Source organism: Pseudomonas sp. CROZ-RG-20F-R04-15 (assembly GCF_022662375.1).
Classification (GTDB): Bacteria; Pseudomonadota; Gammaproteobacteria; order Pseudomonadales; family Pseudomonadaceae; genus Aquipseudomonas.
This window is the reverse complement of the sequence record NZ_JAKNQL010000005.1, coordinates 246,907-263,260: the sequence shown is the minus strand read 5'-3', so window position 1 is coordinate 263,260 and position 16,354 is coordinate 246,907. Positions and strand designations below refer to the sequence as shown.

At 58.5% G+C, this 16,354-nt stretch carries 17 protein-coding genes and 1 pseudogene; 6 read left to right on the top strand and 12 right to left on the bottom strand.

Annotated features, from left to right (window positions below; translation table 11 throughout):
• Window positions 1-10: 10 nt before the first annotated feature.
• Entirely contained in the window at window positions 11-949 is a 939-nt protein-coding gene (ribF, locus tag L8H52_RS10740; protein WP_038361708.1) for a bifunctional riboflavin kinase/FAD synthetase, read from the bottom strand.
• 129 nt (window positions 950-1,078) lie between these two features.
• The gene (gene murJ, locus L8H52_RS10735; RefSeq protein ID WP_242207011.1) at window positions 1,079-2,617 is read right to left on the bottom strand and encodes a murein biosynthesis integral membrane protein MurJ; all 1,539 of its coding nucleotides are present in this window, start codon (window positions 2,615-2,617) and stop codon (window positions 1,079-1,081) included.
• 252 nt (window positions 2,618-2,869) lie between these two features.
• On the opposite strand from murJ, the gene rpsT reads away from it, so the two are divergent.
• Window positions 2,870-3,142: a 30S ribosomal protein S20 gene (rpsT, locus tag L8H52_RS10730; RefSeq protein ID WP_003228351.1), complete on the top strand. Its 273-nt coding sequence runs from the start codon at window positions 2,870-2,872 to the stop codon at window positions 3,140-3,142.
• A gap of 182 nt (window positions 3,143-3,324) precedes the next feature.
• Here rpsT and L8H52_RS10725 read toward each other — a convergent pair whose 3' ends face one another.
• From L8H52_RS10725 to rplU, 5 genes are all read right to left on the bottom strand, one after another.
• Entirely contained in the window at window positions 3,325-3,792 is a 468-nt protein-coding gene (locus L8H52_RS10725) for a CreA family protein (RefSeq protein WP_007909822.1), read from the bottom strand.
• Window positions 3,793-3,802: 10 nt separating this feature from the next.
• Window positions 3,803-4,921, bottom strand: a complete 1,119-nt coding sequence (proB, locus tag L8H52_RS10720) for a glutamate 5-kinase (RefSeq protein ID WP_026000682.1) — start codon at window positions 4,919-4,921, stop codon at window positions 3,803-3,805.
• A gap of 123 nt (window positions 4,922-5,044) precedes the next feature.
• On the bottom strand, window positions 5,045-6,268 hold the full coding sequence (gene cgtA, locus L8H52_RS10715; protein ID WP_242207010.1) for an Obg family GTPase CgtA: 1,224 nt from the start codon (window positions 6,266-6,268) through the stop codon (window positions 5,045-5,047).
• Between the two features lie 193 nt (window positions 6,269-6,461).
• Entirely contained in the window at window positions 6,462-6,719 is a 258-nt protein-coding gene (rpmA, locus tag L8H52_RS10710) for a 50S ribosomal protein L27 (RefSeq protein WP_003176049.1), read from the bottom strand.
• Window positions 6,720-6,753: 34 nt separating this feature from the next.
• Window positions 6,754-7,068, bottom strand: coding sequence for a 50S ribosomal protein L21 (gene rplU, locus L8H52_RS10705; protein WP_003176051.1), 315 nt, complete (start codon window positions 7,066-7,068; stop codon window positions 6,754-6,756).
• A 239-nt stretch (window positions 7,069-7,307) separates the two neighbouring features.
• Here rplU and L8H52_RS10700 point away from each other — a divergent pair, with 239 nt between their 5' ends.
• The 4 genes and pseudogenes from L8H52_RS10700 to L8H52_RS10690 all read left to right on the top strand — a co-directional run bounded on the left by L8H52_RS10700 (window position 7,308) and on the right by L8H52_RS10690 (window position 9,264).
• Window positions 7,308-8,276: a polyprenyl synthetase family protein gene (locus L8H52_RS10700; protein WP_007950962.1), complete on the top strand. Its 969-nt coding sequence runs from the start codon at window positions 7,308-7,310 to the stop codon at window positions 8,274-8,276.
• A pseudogene (locus L8H52_RS30505) lies at window positions 8,273-8,380 on the top strand (metal ABC transporter ATP-binding protein); the annotation flags it as partial. The gene L8H52_RS10700 and the pseudogene L8H52_RS30505, both read left to right, overlap by 4 nt.
• A 78-nt stretch (window positions 8,381-8,458) precedes the next feature.
• Window positions 8,459-8,800, top strand: a complete 342-nt coding sequence (locus L8H52_RS10695; RefSeq protein ID WP_064118733.1) for a zinc ribbon domain-containing protein YjdM — start codon at window positions 8,459-8,461, stop codon at window positions 8,798-8,800.
• A gap of 206 nt (window positions 8,801-9,006) precedes the next feature.
• Window positions 9,007-9,264, top strand: a complete 258-nt coding sequence (locus L8H52_RS10690; protein WP_122592776.1) for a hypothetical protein — start codon at window positions 9,007-9,009, stop codon at window positions 9,262-9,264.
• A gap of 145 nt (window positions 9,265-9,409) precedes the next feature.
• Here L8H52_RS10690 and L8H52_RS10685 read toward each other — a convergent pair whose 3' ends face one another.
• The 3 genes from L8H52_RS10685 to L8H52_RS10675 form a co-directional block, all read right to left on the bottom strand.
• Window positions 9,410-10,027: an FKBP-type peptidyl-prolyl cis-trans isomerase gene (locus L8H52_RS10685; RefSeq protein WP_008078561.1), complete on the bottom strand. Its 618-nt coding sequence runs from the start codon at window positions 10,025-10,027 to the stop codon at window positions 9,410-9,412.
• A 122-nt stretch (window positions 10,028-10,149) separates the two neighbouring features.
• Window positions 10,150-10,455: a DUF6482 family protein gene (locus L8H52_RS10680; protein WP_242207009.1), complete on the bottom strand. Its 306-nt coding sequence runs from the start codon at window positions 10,453-10,455 to the stop codon at window positions 10,150-10,152.
• A 135-nt stretch (window positions 10,456-10,590) separates the two neighbouring features.
• Window positions 10,591-11,079, bottom strand: a complete 489-nt coding sequence (locus L8H52_RS10675) for a TIGR00645 family protein (RefSeq protein WP_007909801.1) — start codon at window positions 11,077-11,079, stop codon at window positions 10,591-10,593.
• A gap of 161 nt (window positions 11,080-11,240) precedes the next feature.
• Here L8H52_RS10675 and L8H52_RS10670 point away from each other — a divergent pair, with 161 nt between their 5' ends.
• Complete coding sequence (locus L8H52_RS10670; protein WP_242207008.1) at window positions 11,241-13,070, top strand: hypothetical protein; 1,830 nt, start codon at window positions 11,241-11,243, stop codon at window positions 13,068-13,070.
• Here L8H52_RS10670 and L8H52_RS10665 read toward each other — a convergent pair.
• Window positions 13,067-13,387 (bottom strand): hypothetical protein, encoded by a 321-nt coding sequence (locus L8H52_RS10665; protein ID WP_064118737.1) that lies wholly within the window; start codon window positions 13,385-13,387, stop codon window positions 13,067-13,069. The genes L8H52_RS10670 and L8H52_RS10665 overlap by 4 nt on opposite strands.
• 311 nt (window positions 13,388-13,698) lie before the next feature.
• Complete coding sequence (locus tag L8H52_RS10660; protein ID WP_242207007.1) at window positions 13,699-16,137, bottom strand: ATP-binding protein; 2,439 nt, start codon at window positions 16,135-16,137, stop codon at window positions 13,699-13,701.
• Between the last annotated feature and the right edge of the window lie 217 nt (window positions 16,138-16,354).

Below are 16,354 nucleotides of genomic sequence, written 5' to 3'. Positions count from 1 at the left end.
AGGCTCTTCATTAGCGATGGGCGCTAGGTGCGGCTAGTGCACGGGCGGTGGCGACATCCGCATTGATCGCCGTTTTCAATGCCTCCAGAGAGGCGAAGCGCTGCTCTTCACGCAGCTTTTGGTGGAAAACCACCGTCAAACGCCGGTCATACAGATCGCCGGCAAAATCTAGAAGATGGACTTCAAGGTGGGCCTTGCCATCACCTTGCACCGTGGGCCGTACGCCGATATTGGCGACACCGGGCCAGGTCTTGCCGTCGATATCGACATCCACCAGGTACACCCCGGTGAACGGCACGCGACGACGCTTGAGTTGAATATTGGCAGTCGGCGTACCGAGTTGCCGGGCCAGCTTCTGGCCGTGCAGCACGCGACCGGCAATGCGGTACGGGCGGCCGAGCAAACGTTCGGCCAAGGCAAAATCGGCGGCGGCCAACGCGTTGCGCACTTGCGTGCTGCTGACACGAATGCCGTCCAGCTCGACGGTTTGCGCTGCTTCAACGGTAAAACCGTGAACCTGCCCGGCCTGCATCAGGAAATCGAAATCACCGAGGCGGTCGCAACCAAAGCGGAAATCATCACCAACTTCCAGATGCTGCACGCCGAGGCCATCGACGAGGATAGTGTCGACGAATTCACTGGCGCTGAGTTTGCTCAAGCGCTGGTTGAATGCCAGGCATAAAACCCGGTCAACGCCTTCAGCGGCCAGCAATTGCAGCTTGTCGCGCAACCGCGCCAGACGCGCCGGCGCGGTCTCGGGAGCAAAGAATTCCCGTGGCTGCGGCTCGAAAATCACCACGCAGCTGGGTACGCCCAACTCGAGCGCACGCTCACGCAGTCGGGCCAGGATAGCCTGGTGACCACGGTGAACACCGTCAAAGTTGCCAATAGTGGCGACGCAGCCCCGATGCTGGGGGCGCAAGTTGTGGAGGCCTCGAACCAGCTGCATAACGCGCTTCTTGCTCATAAAGTGGTCGATTATAACCACACCCGACGGCCGACGACAGGCAACACCGTAACGCAAAGTGAACGAGCCGACAAAACTGCCGGCCCGCGCCCATCCATAAAGGCTAAAACCTTAGCTCAAGGCCTTGCGATTGAAGTCGCGCAGACGAAAACCGAGCAGCAGCAACATGCCGAAATAGGACACCACGCCCGCCGCGACCAATGCGCCCAGACGCAGGAAGCGCTCAAGCATGTGCCCCTGATCCCACGCCGGCATGAAATGCATGCCGATCAGCAGCACCACGGACATCACCGCCACTGCCAACACCAGTTTGAAGCCGAACTTGGCCCAACCCGGCTGCGGCTGATACATCTGCTGCTTGCGCAGTTGATAGAACAGCAATCCGGCGTTCAGGCAGGCACCAGCACTGATTGCCAGGGCCAGACCGGCGTGAGCCAGCGGACCAATCAGAACGAGGTTGAACAGTTGAGTAACGACCAGCGTGAAGATTGCGATTTTTACTGGCGTGCGGATGTTCTGTTGCGCATAAAAGCCCGGTGCCAGCACCTTGATCACGATAATCCCTAGCAGGCCGACAGAATAAGCAATCAGCGCACGCTGGGTCATTTCGGCGTCGAAGCCACTGAACTGACCGTACTGAAACAGCGACACGGTCAGCGGCTCAGCGAGAATCCCCAACGCCAGCGAGCACGGCAGCACCAGTACAAAGCACAGGCGCAGACCCCAATCGAGAATCCGCGAATACTCGTGGCGATCCTTGCTGGCATAGGTTTTCGCCAGCGTCGGCAGCAGAATCGTGCCCAATGCCACGCCCAGCACACCCGAAGGCAGTTCCATCAGGCGGTCGGCGTAATACATCCACGACACTGAGCCTGCCACCAGAAACGAGGCGAAGATGGTGTTGATGATCAGCGAAATCTGGCTGACCGAGACGCCGAGAATCGCCGGCAGCATCTGCTTCATCACGCGCCAGACGCCGGTATCGCGCAGATTCAGGCGCGGCAGCACCAGCATGCCGATCTTTTTCAGGTGCGGCAGTTGATAGAGCAATTGCGCCAGACCACCGACGAGTACCGCCCAGCCAAGGGCCATGACCGGCGGATCGAAGTACGGCGTGAGGAACAGCGAAAACACGATCATGCTGACGTTGAGCAGAGTCGGCACGAAGGCCGGTACCGAGAAACGGTTCCAGGTATTGAGAATCGCGCCCGCCAGCGAAGACAGCGAGATGAGCAATATATAAGGGAAGGTCACCCGCAACAGATCCGAGGTGAGCTGGAATTTTTCCGGTGTATCGGTAAAGCCCGGAGCCGTGGCCCAGATCACCCAGGGCGCAGCGATCATGCCCAGCGCAGTGACGATCGCCAGTACCAGTGTCAGCAGACCCGACACATAAGCAATGAAGGTACGGGTCGCCTCTTCGCCCTGCTGGCTTTTGTATTCAGCCAGAATCGGCACGAATGCCTGCGAGAAAGCGCCCTCGGCGAAGATCCGCCGCAGCAGATTGGGCAATTTGAAGGCGATAAAGAAGGCGTCCGTCGCCATTCCGGCACCGAATGTACGGGCAATCAATGTGTCACGAACAAACCCCAAAACCCGGGAAAGCATCGTGATAGAGCTGACGGCGGCCAACGATTTGAGCAGATTCATTGAGGGAATTTGTGCCTGTCGATAAACAGCAGGCGAACAAAGCGCCTACTTGTGCGATACTCCGCGCCGCAGCAGCACAGAGCCAAAGCTCGCGAGTTTACAGGTCAAGCGCCGGAAATAAATATCCCGCCTCTTTATACCTACCACTTAGCGGAACGTTTCAAGTGCCCTTGACAAGACTTCAACTCATCGGCATGATTCGCGGCCTATTTTGTTTGCTATTTCCTAAAAAGTCTTTCGAGGAGCTCGACGGTGGCCAACTCACCTTCCGCCAAAAAACGTGCAAAACAGGCTGAGAAGCGTCGCAGCCACAACGCCAGCCTGCGTTCCATGGTTCGCACCTACATCAAGAATGTAGTTAAAGCCATCGACGCAAAAGACGCTGAAAAAGCTCAAGCTGCATACGTTCTGGCTGTGCCAGTTATCGACCGTATGGCCGATAAAGGCATCATCCACAAGAACAAGGCTGCTCGCCATAAGAGCCGCCTGAATGGCCACGTCAAAGCGCTGAAAGAAGCTGCTTAATCGACGTAGTCATTAAAAAACCGACCTTAGGGTCGGTTTTTTATTGCCTGTGATTTAACAAATCCAGCGCAAAAAAAATGTAGGAGTGAGCCTGCTCGCGATAGCGGTGTGTCAGATAGATATTTGCTGACTAACACACCGCTATCGCGAGCAGGCTCACTCCTACAGTTGGTTTTGCGGTGTTATTGCTGCACGGGCACCCATGGCAAAATCGGGATCGCGGTCACGGCATTCTGTGGACTACCCTCGATCAAGCGGTCGCTGTAGACCAGATACACCAGCGTATTGCGCTTCTTGTCGAGGAAACGCACCACCTGCATGGTCTTGAACACCAGCGAAGTGCGCTCCTTGAACACCTCATCGCCATCCTTCAGATCACCCTTGAACTTGATCGGACCAACCTGGCGACAAGCGATCGAAGCTTCGGCGCGATCCTCAGCCAGACCCAGACCACCCTTCACGCCGCCGGTCTTGGCCCGCGACAGGTAGCAGGTCACGCCTTCAACCTTCGGATCATCGAAAGCCTCGACCACTATGCGGTCGTTCGGGCCGACAAACTTGAACACCGTCGACACCTGACCGATCTCTTCGGCCGAGGCCAGCAATGGCATCGCCATCAGCAGGCCCAACAATCCTTTTGCTAAACGCATCGAGTTTTCCTTACACCAGGATCAGGTTGTCACGGTGAACCAGTTCTGGCTCCGCCATGTAACCGAGCAAACCGACAATCGCATCCGACGACTGACCGATGATTTTTTGTGCTTCCAGCGCGCTGTAGTTGGCCAGGCCACGGGCGATCTCACGACCGTCCGGCGCCACACAGACCACCATTTCGCCGCGACGGAAACTGCCCTGCACCAACTTCACACCGACGGGCAGCAGACTCTTGTTACCCTTCGACAACGCCGACACCGCGCCCTCGTCCAGCACCAAGGTGCCGCGAGTTTGCAGGTGCCCGGCCAGCCATTGCTTGCGCGCCGCAAGCATGCCGCGCTCAGGCGACAGCAATGTGCCGATGCGCTCACCCGCTTTCAGGCGATCAAGTACGCGCTCAAGACGCCCACCAACAATGATCGTGTGCGCACCGGAACGTGCCGCCAGTCGCGCCGCGCGCAGTTTGGTCTGCATGCCACCACGCCCCAACGCACCACCCGTACCGCCTGCCACCGCATCAAGACTCGGATCATCGGCGCGTGCTTCGTATATCAGCTGCGCATCAGGGTTGTTGCGCGGATCGGCGTCAAACATGCCGTCGCGATCAGTGAGAATCACCAACAGATCAGCTTCGACCAGGTTGGCCACCAGCGCCGCGAGCGTGTCGTTGTCGCCGAAACGGATTTCGTCGGTGACCACGGTGTCGTTTTCGTTGATCACCGGAATGACTTTCAGCTCGACCAATGCGCGCAAAGTGCTGCGGGCGTTGAGGTAGCGTTTGCGGTCGGACAAGTCGTCATGAGTCAGGAGAATCTGCGCAGTGTGCCGGCCATGCTCGGCGAAGCTCGATTCCCACGCCTGCACCAAGCCCATCTGACCAATTGCCGCAGCCGCCTGGAGCTCATGCATCGCACTGGGTCGTGCGGTCCAGCCCAAACGACTCATGCCAGCCGCTACCGCTCCGGAGGACACCAGCACCAACTCGACGCCTGCCTCATGCAAGGCCACCATCTGCTCAACCCAGACACTCATTGCCGCGCGATCCAGCCCTTTGCCATCCGCTGTCAGCAAAGCGCTGCCGATCTTCACGACCCAACGCTGCGCACCTGTCACCTTGCTCCGCATCATCTTCAACCTTAGCTTGAGGGCAGCGCGACCCAGCGCCGCCCATGACGTTATTTGTGACTTGCGATTTCCAGATACTAAAACGCCGCTCGATTGAGCGGCGCTTAAGTTTACTGCAACGAATCAGTCACGCACGTAAATGATTTCCGGACCGTCCTCGTCATCCACATCTTCTTCGTCCCAATCATCGTCGCCGATGTCATGGACCGACTTCACGCCGCTGCGACGCAGGGCACGCTTGTCATCCAGCGCCTGCAGTTGCGCGCGCGCTTCATCTTCGATGCGCTGATCGAGATCGGCCAGCTCTTCCTTGTACGCCGGGTCGGCAGCCAGGCGATCGGCACGATCTTCCATGTAACGCATGATGTCGTGGCACAGACGCTCGGTGCCGATCTTGGCGATGGCCGAGATCACGTAAACCGGGCCCGTCCACTCCAGACGATCAACGATTTCCTTGACGCGCTCATCGTGATCTTCTTCAAGGATCTGGTCGCACTTGTTCAGCACCAGCCAGCGATCACGCTCGGCCAGGGACGGACTGAACTTGATCAGCTCGTTGACGATCACTTCAGCAGCATCCGGCGCACTGCTGTCATCCAGCGGCGCCATGTCGACGAGGTGCAGCAGCAGACGCGTACGCGCCAAGTGCTTGAGGAAACGGATACCCAGGCCAGCACCGTCGGAAGCACCTTCGATCAGACCCGGAATGTCCGCGACGACAAAGCTCTTCCAGCGATCGACGCTGACCACACCGAGGTTCGGCACCAGCGTGGTGAACGGGTAGTCGGCAACTTTCGGCTTGGCGGCCGAGACCGAACGGATAAAGGTACTTTTACCGGCGTTCGGCAAGCCCAGCAGACCGACGTCAGCCAGTACTTTCATTTCCAGTTTCAGGTCGCGCTGCTCACCCGGCTTGCCCGGAGTGGTCTGACGCGGCGCCCGGTTGGTACTGGATTTGAAACGGGTATTACCCAGACCGTGCCAGCCGCCCTGCACTACCATCAACTTCTGGCCAGCCTTGGTCAGGTCGCCGATGACTTCCTGAGTGGCGGAGTCAATCACCGTGGTGCCGACCGGCACGCGCAGGATCAGGTCTTCGCCCTTCTTGCCGGTGCAGTCGGTGCTGCCGCCGTTGGAACCACGCTCGGCATCGAAGTGCCGGGTGTAACGGTAGTCGACCAGGGTGTTGAGGTTTTCGTCGGCCATCATGTAGATGGAACCGCCGTCACCGCCATCACCGCCGTTCGGGCCACCGTTTTCGATGAATTTTTCCCGACGGAAACTCATGGCGCCATTGCCGCCGTCACCAGCCTTTACGCGAATCGATACTTCATCAACAAACTTCATAACCAACGCCTCTCGCCATACGGACGAGCCGAAAAACAATCAAGACATAAGACTCTTGCAAAAATGAGCGCAGCGACCCCAAAACACGACCTGCATCGCACGCCGACAGCCCATACAAACAGTTTTGCAAGAGACTCACCCCACAAACGAAAAAGCCCCGTCGCGAGACAGGGCTTTTCCAGCGATCGCGCAATTAAGCTGCGACAACGCTCACGTAACGGCGGTTGAACGCGCCTTTTACTTCAAACTTGATCACGCCTTCGATTTTCGCGAAGAGGGTGTGATCCTTACCCATGCCAACGCCGTAGCCAGCGTGGAATTGGGTGCCGCGCTGACGCACGATGATGTTGCCCGGAATGATTTTCTGGCCGCCATACATCTTAACGCCAAGGCGTTTGGCTTCTGAGTCGCGACCGTTACGGGTACTACCACCAGCTTTTTTGTGTGCCATGAGTCAATTCTCCTAGTGAGGAATTAGGCTGAAATTAAGCCTGAATACCGGTGATTTTGATCTCGGTGTACCACTGGCGGTGGCCCATACGCTTCATGTGGTGCTTACGGCGACGGAACTTGATGATGCGGACTTTATCGTGACGACCTTGGGAGATCACTTCAGCCACAACGGTAGCGCCAGCAACAACTGGAGCGCCGATATTCACGTCGTCGCCATTGGCAACCAACAGAACGCGATCAAAGGTAACGGATTCGCCGGTAGCGATTTCCAGTTTTTCGATCTTCAGGTATTCACCCGGGGCGACTTTGTACTGCTTGCCGCCAGTAACGATTACTGCATAAGACATGGTATTTCTCCGATAATCCTGCTCACCCAGCTCTTTATAAGAAGAGGTATTGGCTGGCATGGCTGCATTAGGCTGGAAGGCCCGTTGCAATTGCGTAAGGCAGGTGCTGCCCAGGAAGTTCAGGGTGCGCGATTGTACGCAAGGCGCGGCAGGCTTGCAAGTAGCCGTCCATCGCGCCTTGACAGGTCTGGACGGGGGTCCTAGCATGCCGCGCAACCCTTCTGGAGCGACTCTCGCTGATGCAACCCCAAGCTTTCTACCGCGCGGTGGCGGACGATTTTAGCGCCGTCGACGGCATCATCAAGAAGCAGCTGACTTCCCGTGTACCGCTGGTATCGAAAATCGGCGATTACATTACCTCGGCCGGCGGCAAACGTCTGCGTCCTTTATTAGTGTTGCTGTGTGGCAAGGCCCTGGGTCGCGAAGGCGACGACATGCGTCTGCTGGCCGCCACCATCGAATTCCTGCACACCGCGACCCTGCTGCATGACGACGTCGTCGACATGTCCGGCATGCGCCGTGGCCGCTCGACCGCCAACGCCATGTGGGGCAACGCTCCAAGCGTGCTGGTCGGCGACTTCCTGTATTCGCGCTCGTTCGAAATGATGGTCGAACTGGGCTCGATGCCAGTGATGAAGATCCTTTCCCAGGCCACGCGCATCATCGCCGAAGGCGAAGTGCTGCAACTGTCCAAGGTTCGCGACGCCAGCACCACCGAAGAAACCTACATGGAAGTCATCCGCGGCAAGACCGCGATGCTCTTCGAAGCCTCGACCCACAGTGCGGCAGCGCTGGCCGGTGCCACCGCCGAGCAGAGCGAAGCCCTGCGTACCTTCGGCGATCACTTGGGCGTTGCCTTCCAGCTGGTCGACGACCTGCTTGACTACAAGGGCGACGCGGAAACCCTCGGCAAGAACGTCGGCGACGATCTGGCCGAAGGCAAACCGACCCTGCCGCTGATCTACACCATGCGCGAAGGCACGCCAGAACAGGCTGCACTGGTGCGTCAGGCGATCCAGAAAGGCGGGATCGAAGATCTGGAAAGCATCCGCATTGCCGTGGAAGCGTCTGGTTCGCTGGAGTACACCGCGCAACTGGCCCGTGATTACGTGGCCCGTGCGATCAAGTGCCTCGATGCGCTGCCGGCCAGCGAATACCGCGATGCGCTGGTTGAACTGAGTGAGTTTGCGGTCGCCCGTACGCACTGATACAGCCCACTGTGGGAGCGAGCCTGCTCGCGAAAGCAATCTGCCAATCGACATCAATGTTGACTGACACACCGCTTTCGCGAGCAGGCTCGCTCCCACAGTTGTTTCTGCGCTATGCCCTCCCTCGCGTAAAACCCTATACAATGTGCGACTTTTAGCGATCCACATCCCAAGGAGCCTTAGTGAGCACGCTGCCACCCTGCCCGAAATGCAATTCCGAATTCACCTACGAAGACGGTACCCAACTGGTGTGCCCGGAGTGCGCCCACGAGTGGTCCGCCAATGGCGAAGCCGAAGTGGCGTCCGATGATGCCGTGAAGAAAGATTCGGTCGGCAACGTCCTGCAGGACGGCGACACCATCACCGTGATCAAGGACCTCAAGGTCAAGGGCACCTCGCTGGTGGTCAAGGTCGGCACCAAGGTAAAGAATATCCGTCTGTGCGATGGCGACCACGACATCGACTGCAAGATCGACGGCATCGGCCCGATGAAACTCAAATCCGAGTTCGTCAGAAAGGTCTGAATCTGCTGTCATCCATCCCGCGCCAGCCGCGGGATGGAGCTTCGCCCTCCCCGTTCTGCTCCAGCAAAACCGCGAAATAGCCAAACGCCAGCCGTTTTGACCTTACGCAATCTTTACCCGGAAAAATTCACAATCTGCCAATAGGCGCTTGCTATTTAGATAATAAGAATTATTCTCATCAAACACCTTCAATGGAGATGAGAACCATGACTTATCTGATCGACGCTTGGCTGGACCGCCCACACCCTTACCTCAGAATCCTCCATCGGGAGACCGGCGAAGTCTGTGCGGTGCTTGAAGAGGAAGCCTTGCATGAACTGCAGGATCAAGGGGATCTGGACGTCAGCAGCCTCAATTCCAGCGAGCCGCTGGTGCTCAAGGAACTGGTGCGCAATCTGTTCCTGTTCTGCTACGCCCGGGCCTTGCGCCCGACCCATGAACTGCAGCACAAGATCGAAATATGAAACGCGGTAAAACTGTAGGAGTGAGCCTGCTCGCGATGACGGTGTGTCAGACAACAAATCAGTCGACTGAAAAAACGCCATCGTCGGATCGCCGCCCGGAGCAGGCTCACTCCTACATTAGCCCGCCATCGAGGCAGGCCCGGAATTACAGAACGTCCAGCAGCTCGACGTCGAATACCAGAACGCTGTGCGGCGGGATGCTGCCAACGCCTTGAGCGCCGTAAGCCAGTTCGCTCGGCACGTACAGACGCCATTTGCTGCCGGCATTCATCAGTTGCAGGGCTTCGGTCCATCCAGCGATCACGCCGCCAACCGGGAATTCTGCAGGCTGGCCGCGCTCGTAGGAGCTGTCGAACACAGTGCCGTCGATCAGCGTGCCGTGGTAGTGAGTACGCACTTGGTCTTCACGGGTCGGCTTGGCGCCTTCGCCCTGGGTCAGCACTTCGAATTGCAGACCGGAAGCCAGGGTGGTGATGCCGTCACGCTTGGCGTTTTCAGCCAGGAAGGCCAGGCCTTCGCCAGCAGCCGCTTCAGCTTTGGCAGCCGCTTCGGCTTGCATGATTTCGCGGATAACCTTGAAGCTGGCGGACATTTCTTCCTGACCCACACGGCTTTCCTTACCGGCGAACGCGTCGGTCAGTCCAGCCAGGATCGCGTCCAGGCTAACGCCCGGTGGCGGGTTGTCGCGCAGCTGGTCACCCAGCTGACGGCCGATGCCGTAGCTGACGCGGGTTTCGTCGGTGGACAGATTTACTTCGGACATGACACTGCTCCGCTGTGCGGACGGCCTCAGGACTTGCCGTGCGTGCACAGCGCGTCCCGGCGCGCCCGGAACCAAAAGGGCGAGCAGACTAGCACAGATGTTCCGGCGATGGCGCGCAACGCCTACAGGGCTGAAGGCCAGGCCAGCGGCACCTTCAGGCTTTCCTCGCCACTGGCGCCCAGACCACACATTTCATCGTGTACCGAGGTGTGTACAAGGTTGAACGGCAGCACCGGAAACGCATGCAGCAAATCCCGCGCATGCTCCACCGAGCGCAGCGTCAGCATGTTGCCCTTGGGATCTCTCAGTGGATACGCCGCGCCGTGCATCCGTGCCTCGAGCAGATAAATCCCGCCTTCCATGGAGATCAGGTTCAACTCATCAACCTTCCTGGCGATGGCAAACGCATTCAACTCTTGCAGGTTCATGAACACACCTCATGCCGTGGCGACTCAAGACCTCTACAGGGATATGCCCGCGCGCCACAAAGCACAAGCCACAAACGACACCGCCCGTCTGTTTCGCAACAGACGGGCGGTGTTTTCGCATTGATCAGCGGTGGATCAGTGCTTGGTGACCTTGTCGAGGTAACCCATGGCGAACGCCGAGACCACAAAAGTCATGTGGATGATCACGTACCACATCAAGTGCTCGGGATCGACGTTCTTGGCATCCATGAAGATGCGCAGCAAGTGGATCGAAGAAATCGCCACGATCGAAGCCGCGACTTTCATCTTCAGTGACGAAGAGTCCATGGTACCGAGCCAGCTGAGCTTTTCCTTGCCTTCATCGATGTTCAGTTCAGAGACGAAGTTCTCGTAGCCGGAAATCATCACCATCACCAACAGGCCGCCAACCAGCGCCATGTCGATCAACGACAGCAGCACCAGAATCAACTCCGATTCGGCCATCGAGAACACGTTGGGCAGGATGTGGAAAACTTCCTGGAAAAATTTCAGTGCCAGCGCCAGCAGTCCGAGGGACAGCCCGATATAGATCGGCGCCAGCAGCCAGCGCGAGGCGTACATTGCGTTTTCGATAAAGCGTTCCATTGAATCTCACACATGGGGGGCTGGAAATGGCGGCGAGTATACCAGCCCCCTGTGACAGCCAGAAACTGCCCAAAAATCCGCCACCTGCGCGTGTGGGTGATTTTTTTCTGCTAGTGTCCAAACCATTGACAGCCCAGTGACTGCAGACAGGACGTGTGGAAATGGATGTGCGATTACCGATAACGACGGCCGGAATCTGCCTTGCTCTGTTGATCAGCGGTTGCTCGCCCGGCGACGAGAAACACGCGACCAGCCTCGAAGAAAAGACCGCAAAGTTCGAACAGTCGCTGGACGCTATCACCGATCCGAAGCTCAAGGACGTCATCACCGAACTCGGCGGTTCACTGCTGTTGCTTGAACGGGCGCAGCTCAAGCTCAGCGACAATCCGCCGCGCACCGAATACGGCGAAGACGCGCTCGCCGTGCTCAAGCATTACCCCGTCCCGCAGACACTGGTCGATACCTTTATCAATGGCCTGTTCGTGCTGCACAAGGACGCCAGCTCCGATTACCTCACCGACTTGCAACCGGTGTTCCCGTTCAACCTGAATATTCCCGGCGGTTTCCTGTTTCCCCATGGCGTGGAATGGCAGTCGGTAACGTTGAGCAACAAACGCGTGATCGCTTACCAGCCGGAATGGTCGGAAACCGATCCGGGCATCCAGCTCAGCCCCTCCAGTTCCAACGTCACCAACCCCGACGACCTGACCGTGACCTACCCGTTCATTGACGGACTGGACGTGGACAAAAAGACCCTGCCGCAACCGGTCAGCCTGCAAGGCCGGATCGAAGTCATCGCCCCACGCCGCTTGTACAGCTTCGACCTGACGCAAAAGGACGTCGGCCAGACCCGCACCAACGACAACCTCAGCGTCAAACTGCTGAAGCTTGAAAAGGACTACGCCGAAGTCGAGTTCAGCAACAGCCTGCCGCTGGCCGCAGAAGTCGCCGAGGCCCAGCTCAACCCGATGATCGTGCAGGCCCGCGATAAAACCGGTCAGTATCTGGTGCGTGCCGGCTCGATCAACGAAAGTCCGGAGCAAGTGGCCTTCTACGAGAAACAACTGGCATCCCTGCAGCAACAGAAGAGCTGGAGCGATGCGTTGGAAAAGCAGCTCACGCAAGAGCAGCAGGCATTCGAGGAGAAACATCCGCGTCGTTACAACAAGGTCTATTTCAACGGCCCGATCGATACCCTCGAAGTCAGCGTGCTGGATTTCTCCTCGGCGACCGTGACGCGTAAACCGCTGGATCTGCCGATTCGCACGTTCAATCAGCACACCACGGAGAAAACCATCCAGCCGCTGGATCCGTCAGTAACGGTTTATGACGACCTGGCAGTCAACTGGCTCAAGGGCGCGAGCCTGACCGAAGAACAACTGAAGGCCGGCATTCGCATCCATCAATCCGTAGAAGAACCGAGCGCTGCCCGCATCGAGTTCTCCCATCGCCGCACGTTCAACGATGAATTGCTGGGCGATGATTTCAGTCCGGGGGTCAGCCCCGTCACGTTTTTCACCGAAAAGCGCAGTGGCAAACTCGATGAGCCGATCGAGCTGCCGCCCGAGGCGTATCAAGTCGATCCGCTGCGCGCGACGATCACTTACGACTTGAATCTGTTCCCGGAAACCCCGGCGATTGCCGTCGGCTCAATGCCGCTGTTTCTCGCCACAGTGGCCAAACAGACGTACGACGCCAAGTCCCTGCCCAAAGGCCTGGAGATCAAGAACAACCTGCTGGTGGTGGACCTGAAACTGTTTCCACCCAATGAATGGCGTTTCTTCGTCAAGGATGACAGCGGCAACTATCTCAAGCAGATTCTTTCGGTCAGCCATGATGCGAGCGCAGAAGGCCCGGCGTTGTTTGGCGTGCATTATTTTTATGGCCGCCCGAGCCACGTGGAAACCTATCAGCGAACCGACCTCGCCACCGTGCAATACGGCTTTGAGGTCAAGCTCGACAAGGCGCCAGTGGCCGGCACTGCGCACTAACTGTTGAGGCTGCGGCCACGTCCACCGTTGATCTGCCGCAGCTGGGCTTGCAGGTGCAGGCTCCAGATCTGTGGATCGTCGGCCAGTTCGTAGCCATGCAGCGTCAGGCTTTCGACAATGGTGTCGAGTATCGATTCGGCGGCGACCGGCCCATGAAACGGGCCCTGGGCCTTGATGGCGGAAGGTTGTTCGCCGGCCATGCCGGCAGCGAAGAGCAGCGTCCACATACCGTTATCGCCGGCCAACGGCTTGATGGCGCATTCGATTCGGGTCACCAGACCCAGGCATTGACGGGTGAGACAGAGGTTGCGCGACATGGCGGCGACCCTCGGTGAAGCCGGTATTCAGCCCCCACGGGAGGACTGGCTCGATCCAGTGATACTGTCGATATCCTTGAGCTGAGAATAGAAGAAAAGTCTGCCGCGCAAGCCGAATGGAACCAGAAGGCGCCGAATGGTCATTGTGTGAATATTGGCGCCAGAGTTGTGGCGAATTTCCGATGGATTCACACCAAACAAATGTGGGAGCGAGCCTGCTCGCGAATGCGGAGTGTCAGGCAACTTATTCGTCGTCTGATACAACGCTTTCGCGAGCAGGCTCGCTCCCACAGTTTTGACCGCGTTAAGGCTTAGGCCGGTTTGGCTTCGGCCAGCGCTTCCTGGGCCAACTCCTTCTCGGCTTCCTTTAGGTCTTCTTCGCTGATCATTTCGGCGATGTCGCGCAAGCGCTCGACCACCCGTGCGTTGATGCTGCCTTCCGGGAATTCGCCATCGGCATTCGGCTCCCCGGCTGGTTCACCGACCAGCAGACTCAACGCCTCGTCGGCCTGACGCACTGCGTACACGTGGAACTGCCCGGCACGCACCGCCGCCAGCACTTTCTCATCGAGCATCAGCGTGGCGACGTTGGCCTGCGGAATGATTGCGCCCTGCTCGCCGGTCAGCCCGCGCGCTTCGCAGAGACGGAAGAAGCCTTCGATCTTCTCGTTGACCCCACCGACTGCCTGCACTTCGCCGAACTGGTTGATCGAACCGGTGATCGCAAAGCATTGCTTGAGCGGGGTTTTCGACAGCGCCGAAATCAGCGTGCACGCCTCACCCAGCGACGCACTGTCGCCATCGACGTAACCGTAGGATTGCTCCAGCGCGATGCTCGCGGAAATCGCCAGCGGGAATTCCTGGGCGTAACGGCTGCCCAGATACCCGGTGAGGATCATCACGCCTTTGGAGTGGATCGGCTGACCGAGGTTGACCTCACGCTCGATGTCGACGATGCCGCTGCCGCCCGGATACACCGTAGCGGAAATCCGCGCCGGCACACCGAACGCCGAATCGCCGACTTCGAGCACGGTCAGCCCGTTGCACTTGCCGACTGCCGCACCATCGGTGTCGATCAGAATGATCCCGGCGAGCATGTCGTCGAGAATCCGCGCCGACACACGTCCGGTGCGCGTGGCTTTGGCTTTCAGTGCACGCTCGATGTGCCCGGCATCGGTCATTTCATCGCCGGCCAGATGACGAATGAAATCCGCTTCGCTGACCAGTTGGAACAGATCACCGATGCGCGCCGACAAACGCCCTTGGTGCTCGGCCAAACGTGCGCTGTAGGTCGCCAGACGCGCCACCGCATCGGCAGTCAGCGGCGCCATGCCTTCTTCCGAAGTACGGGTTTTCAACAGCTGGGCAAATTGCTCAAGGCTCTCGTCGACCATCGGAATGTCTTCGTCGAAGTCGACCAGAACGCGGAACATCTCCTGGAAGTCCGGATCGAGGTCTTGCAGCGTGTAGTACAGCGACCGCGCACCGATGATGATGACTTTGACCTGCAACGGAATGTGCTGCGGGTTGAGGGTCACGGTGGCGAAACGACCCATCTCGCCCAGCGGCGATTCCATCTTCAGTTTGCGCGATTGCAGGGCGCGTTTCAGCGCATCCCACACGAACGGCTCGCTGAGCATTTTTTCCGCTTCAAGGATCAGGAAGCCACCGTTGGCGCGGTGCAAGGCGCCCGGACGCAACTGACGATAAGTGGTGTAAAGCGCGCCCTGATCGGTGGTGTATTCGATACGGCCGAAGAGGTTTTCGTACGTCGGGTGCGGTTCGAACACCACCGGCGCACCGCCGCTGATTGGATGGCCGACCACCAGGCTTGGCGCGTATTGCTCTTCCAGCAATTTACGCGCGACGGCGTCGGTCTTGCTGTCATCGACCAGTTGCTCGACCACGGTTTTCAGCAGATAGACCTGCATCGCTTGCAGGTAACCACAGACCGCAGCGTTCTCGGCGTACTTCTCCGACAGCGGCGACAGCAATGGCTGCAAGGCCAGGGTGATGGTTTCTTCGTTGAGCGCACGCAGTTGATTGTTCGATTCGCGCTTCCACTGCGGCAGGCTGGCGAGTTCTTCGTTCAGACGCTCTTCGAGACCGGAGATGTCCTCGTGGAAACGCTCGCGATCGGCTTCCGGCAACTGGGCGAATTCGGCTTCGTCCAGCGCTTTGCCGTCGAGCATCGGCGTGAAGGCGATATTGCTGCTGTCGCGGTACAGGGCGACGTCTTTTTCCAGGGCCAGACGCTCGATGATGTCGAGGGCCTTGTCGTAGCGCTGGTTGAAGGCGCGGTCGATGGCGCTTTTCTTTTGCTGGTAGGACGGGTGCTCGAACACCGCCGGAAACGTCGCCAGAAGGTTGTCGATCAAGCCGTTGATGTCGCCGATAAAAGCGCCGGCAGTGCCCGACGGCAACTCCAGAGCACGCGGTTCGCGCGGCTCATCGAAATTATTCACATAGACCCAGTCCGCCGGGGTCTGCAGGCGTTTGCCTTCGGCTTTCAGGTAGCGTTTGACGAACGAGAAGCGGCCGGTGCCGGGCTCGCCCATGACGAAAACGTTGTAACCGGGGCGTGGCATGGCCACACCGAACTGCAAGGCTTCGACCGCGCGTTCCTGGCCGAGCACACCGCGAAAGGGCTCCAGATCATTGGTGGTAGTGAAGCTGAACTGTTCAGCGGAAAACGGACGGGTCAGCGCTTCGGGCGCAAGACGCAAGCTGGCAGCAACAGGATCAGGCATCGGGCTTCCTTAACAATCAGGCGGGGCAGATAGCGGCATTCTGGCGCTGCCCGTGCCCCACTGGCAAGGCGCGCCATGTGACAAAGCATAGACAACCGCGCCTCTGCACAGCAGCCCCCCTGAAACCGGGGTCATTACCGAATCTTTTGTAAAAAATTACGGAACCGCAGGAACGTGCCTAAACTCCAAACTGCGCGGCTGGAACTAATACCGGCCC

Coding starts and splice junctions, on each gene's coding strand:
- L8H52_RS10690 (WP_122592776.1), top strand. CDS start 9,007: ATGACTTATCTGATCGACGCTTGGCTGGACCGCCCACACCCTTACCTC.
- L8H52_RS10680 (WP_242207009.1), bottom strand. CDS start 10,455: ATGAACCTGCAAGAGTTGAATGCGTTTGCCATCGCCAGGAAGGTTGAT.
- L8H52_RS10665 (WP_064118737.1), bottom strand. CDS start 13,387: ATGTCGCGCAACCTCTGTCTCACCCGTCAATGCCTGGGTCTGGTGACC.
- cgtA (WP_242207010.1), bottom strand. CDS start 6,268: ATGAAGTTTGTTGATGAAGTATCGATTCGCGTAAAGGCTGGTGACGGC.
- L8H52_RS10675 (WP_007909801.1), bottom strand. CDS start 11,079: ATGGAACGCTTTATCGAAAACGCAATGTACGCCTCGCGCTGGCTGCTG.
- L8H52_RS10670 (WP_242207008.1), top strand. CDS start 11,241: ATGGATGTGCGATTACCGATAACGACGGCCGGAATCTGCCTTGCTCTG.
- L8H52_RS10685 (WP_008078561.1), bottom strand. CDS start 10,027: ATGTCCGAAGTAAATCTGTCCACCGACGAAACCCGCGTCAGCTACGGC.
- ribF (WP_038361708.1), bottom strand. CDS start 949: ATGCAGCTGGTTCGAGGCCTCCACAACTTGCGCCCCCAGCATCGGGGC.
- murJ (WP_242207011.1), bottom strand. CDS start 2,617: ATGAATCTGCTCAAATCGTTGGCCGCCGTCAGCTCTATCACGATGCTT.
- L8H52_RS10725 (WP_007909822.1), bottom strand. CDS start 3,792: ATGCGTTTAGCAAAAGGATTGTTGGGCCTGCTGATGGCGATGCCATTG.
- proB (WP_026000682.1), bottom strand. CDS start 4,921: ATGCGGAGCAAGGTGACAGGTGCGCAGCGTTGGGTCGTGAAGATCGGC.
- L8H52_RS10700 (WP_007950962.1), top strand. CDS start 7,308: ATGCAACCCCAAGCTTTCTACCGCGCGGTGGCGGACGATTTTAGCGCC.
- L8H52_RS10660 (WP_242207007.1), bottom strand. CDS start 16,137: ATGCCTGATCCTGTTGCTGCCAGCTTGCGTCTTGCGCCCGAAGCGCTG.
- rpmA (WP_003176049.1), bottom strand. CDS start 6,719: ATGGCACACAAAAAAGCTGGTGGTAGTACCCGTAACGGTCGCGACTCA.
- rplU (WP_003176051.1), bottom strand. CDS start 7,068: ATGTCTTATGCAGTAATCGTTACTGGCGGCAAGCAGTACAAAGTCGCC.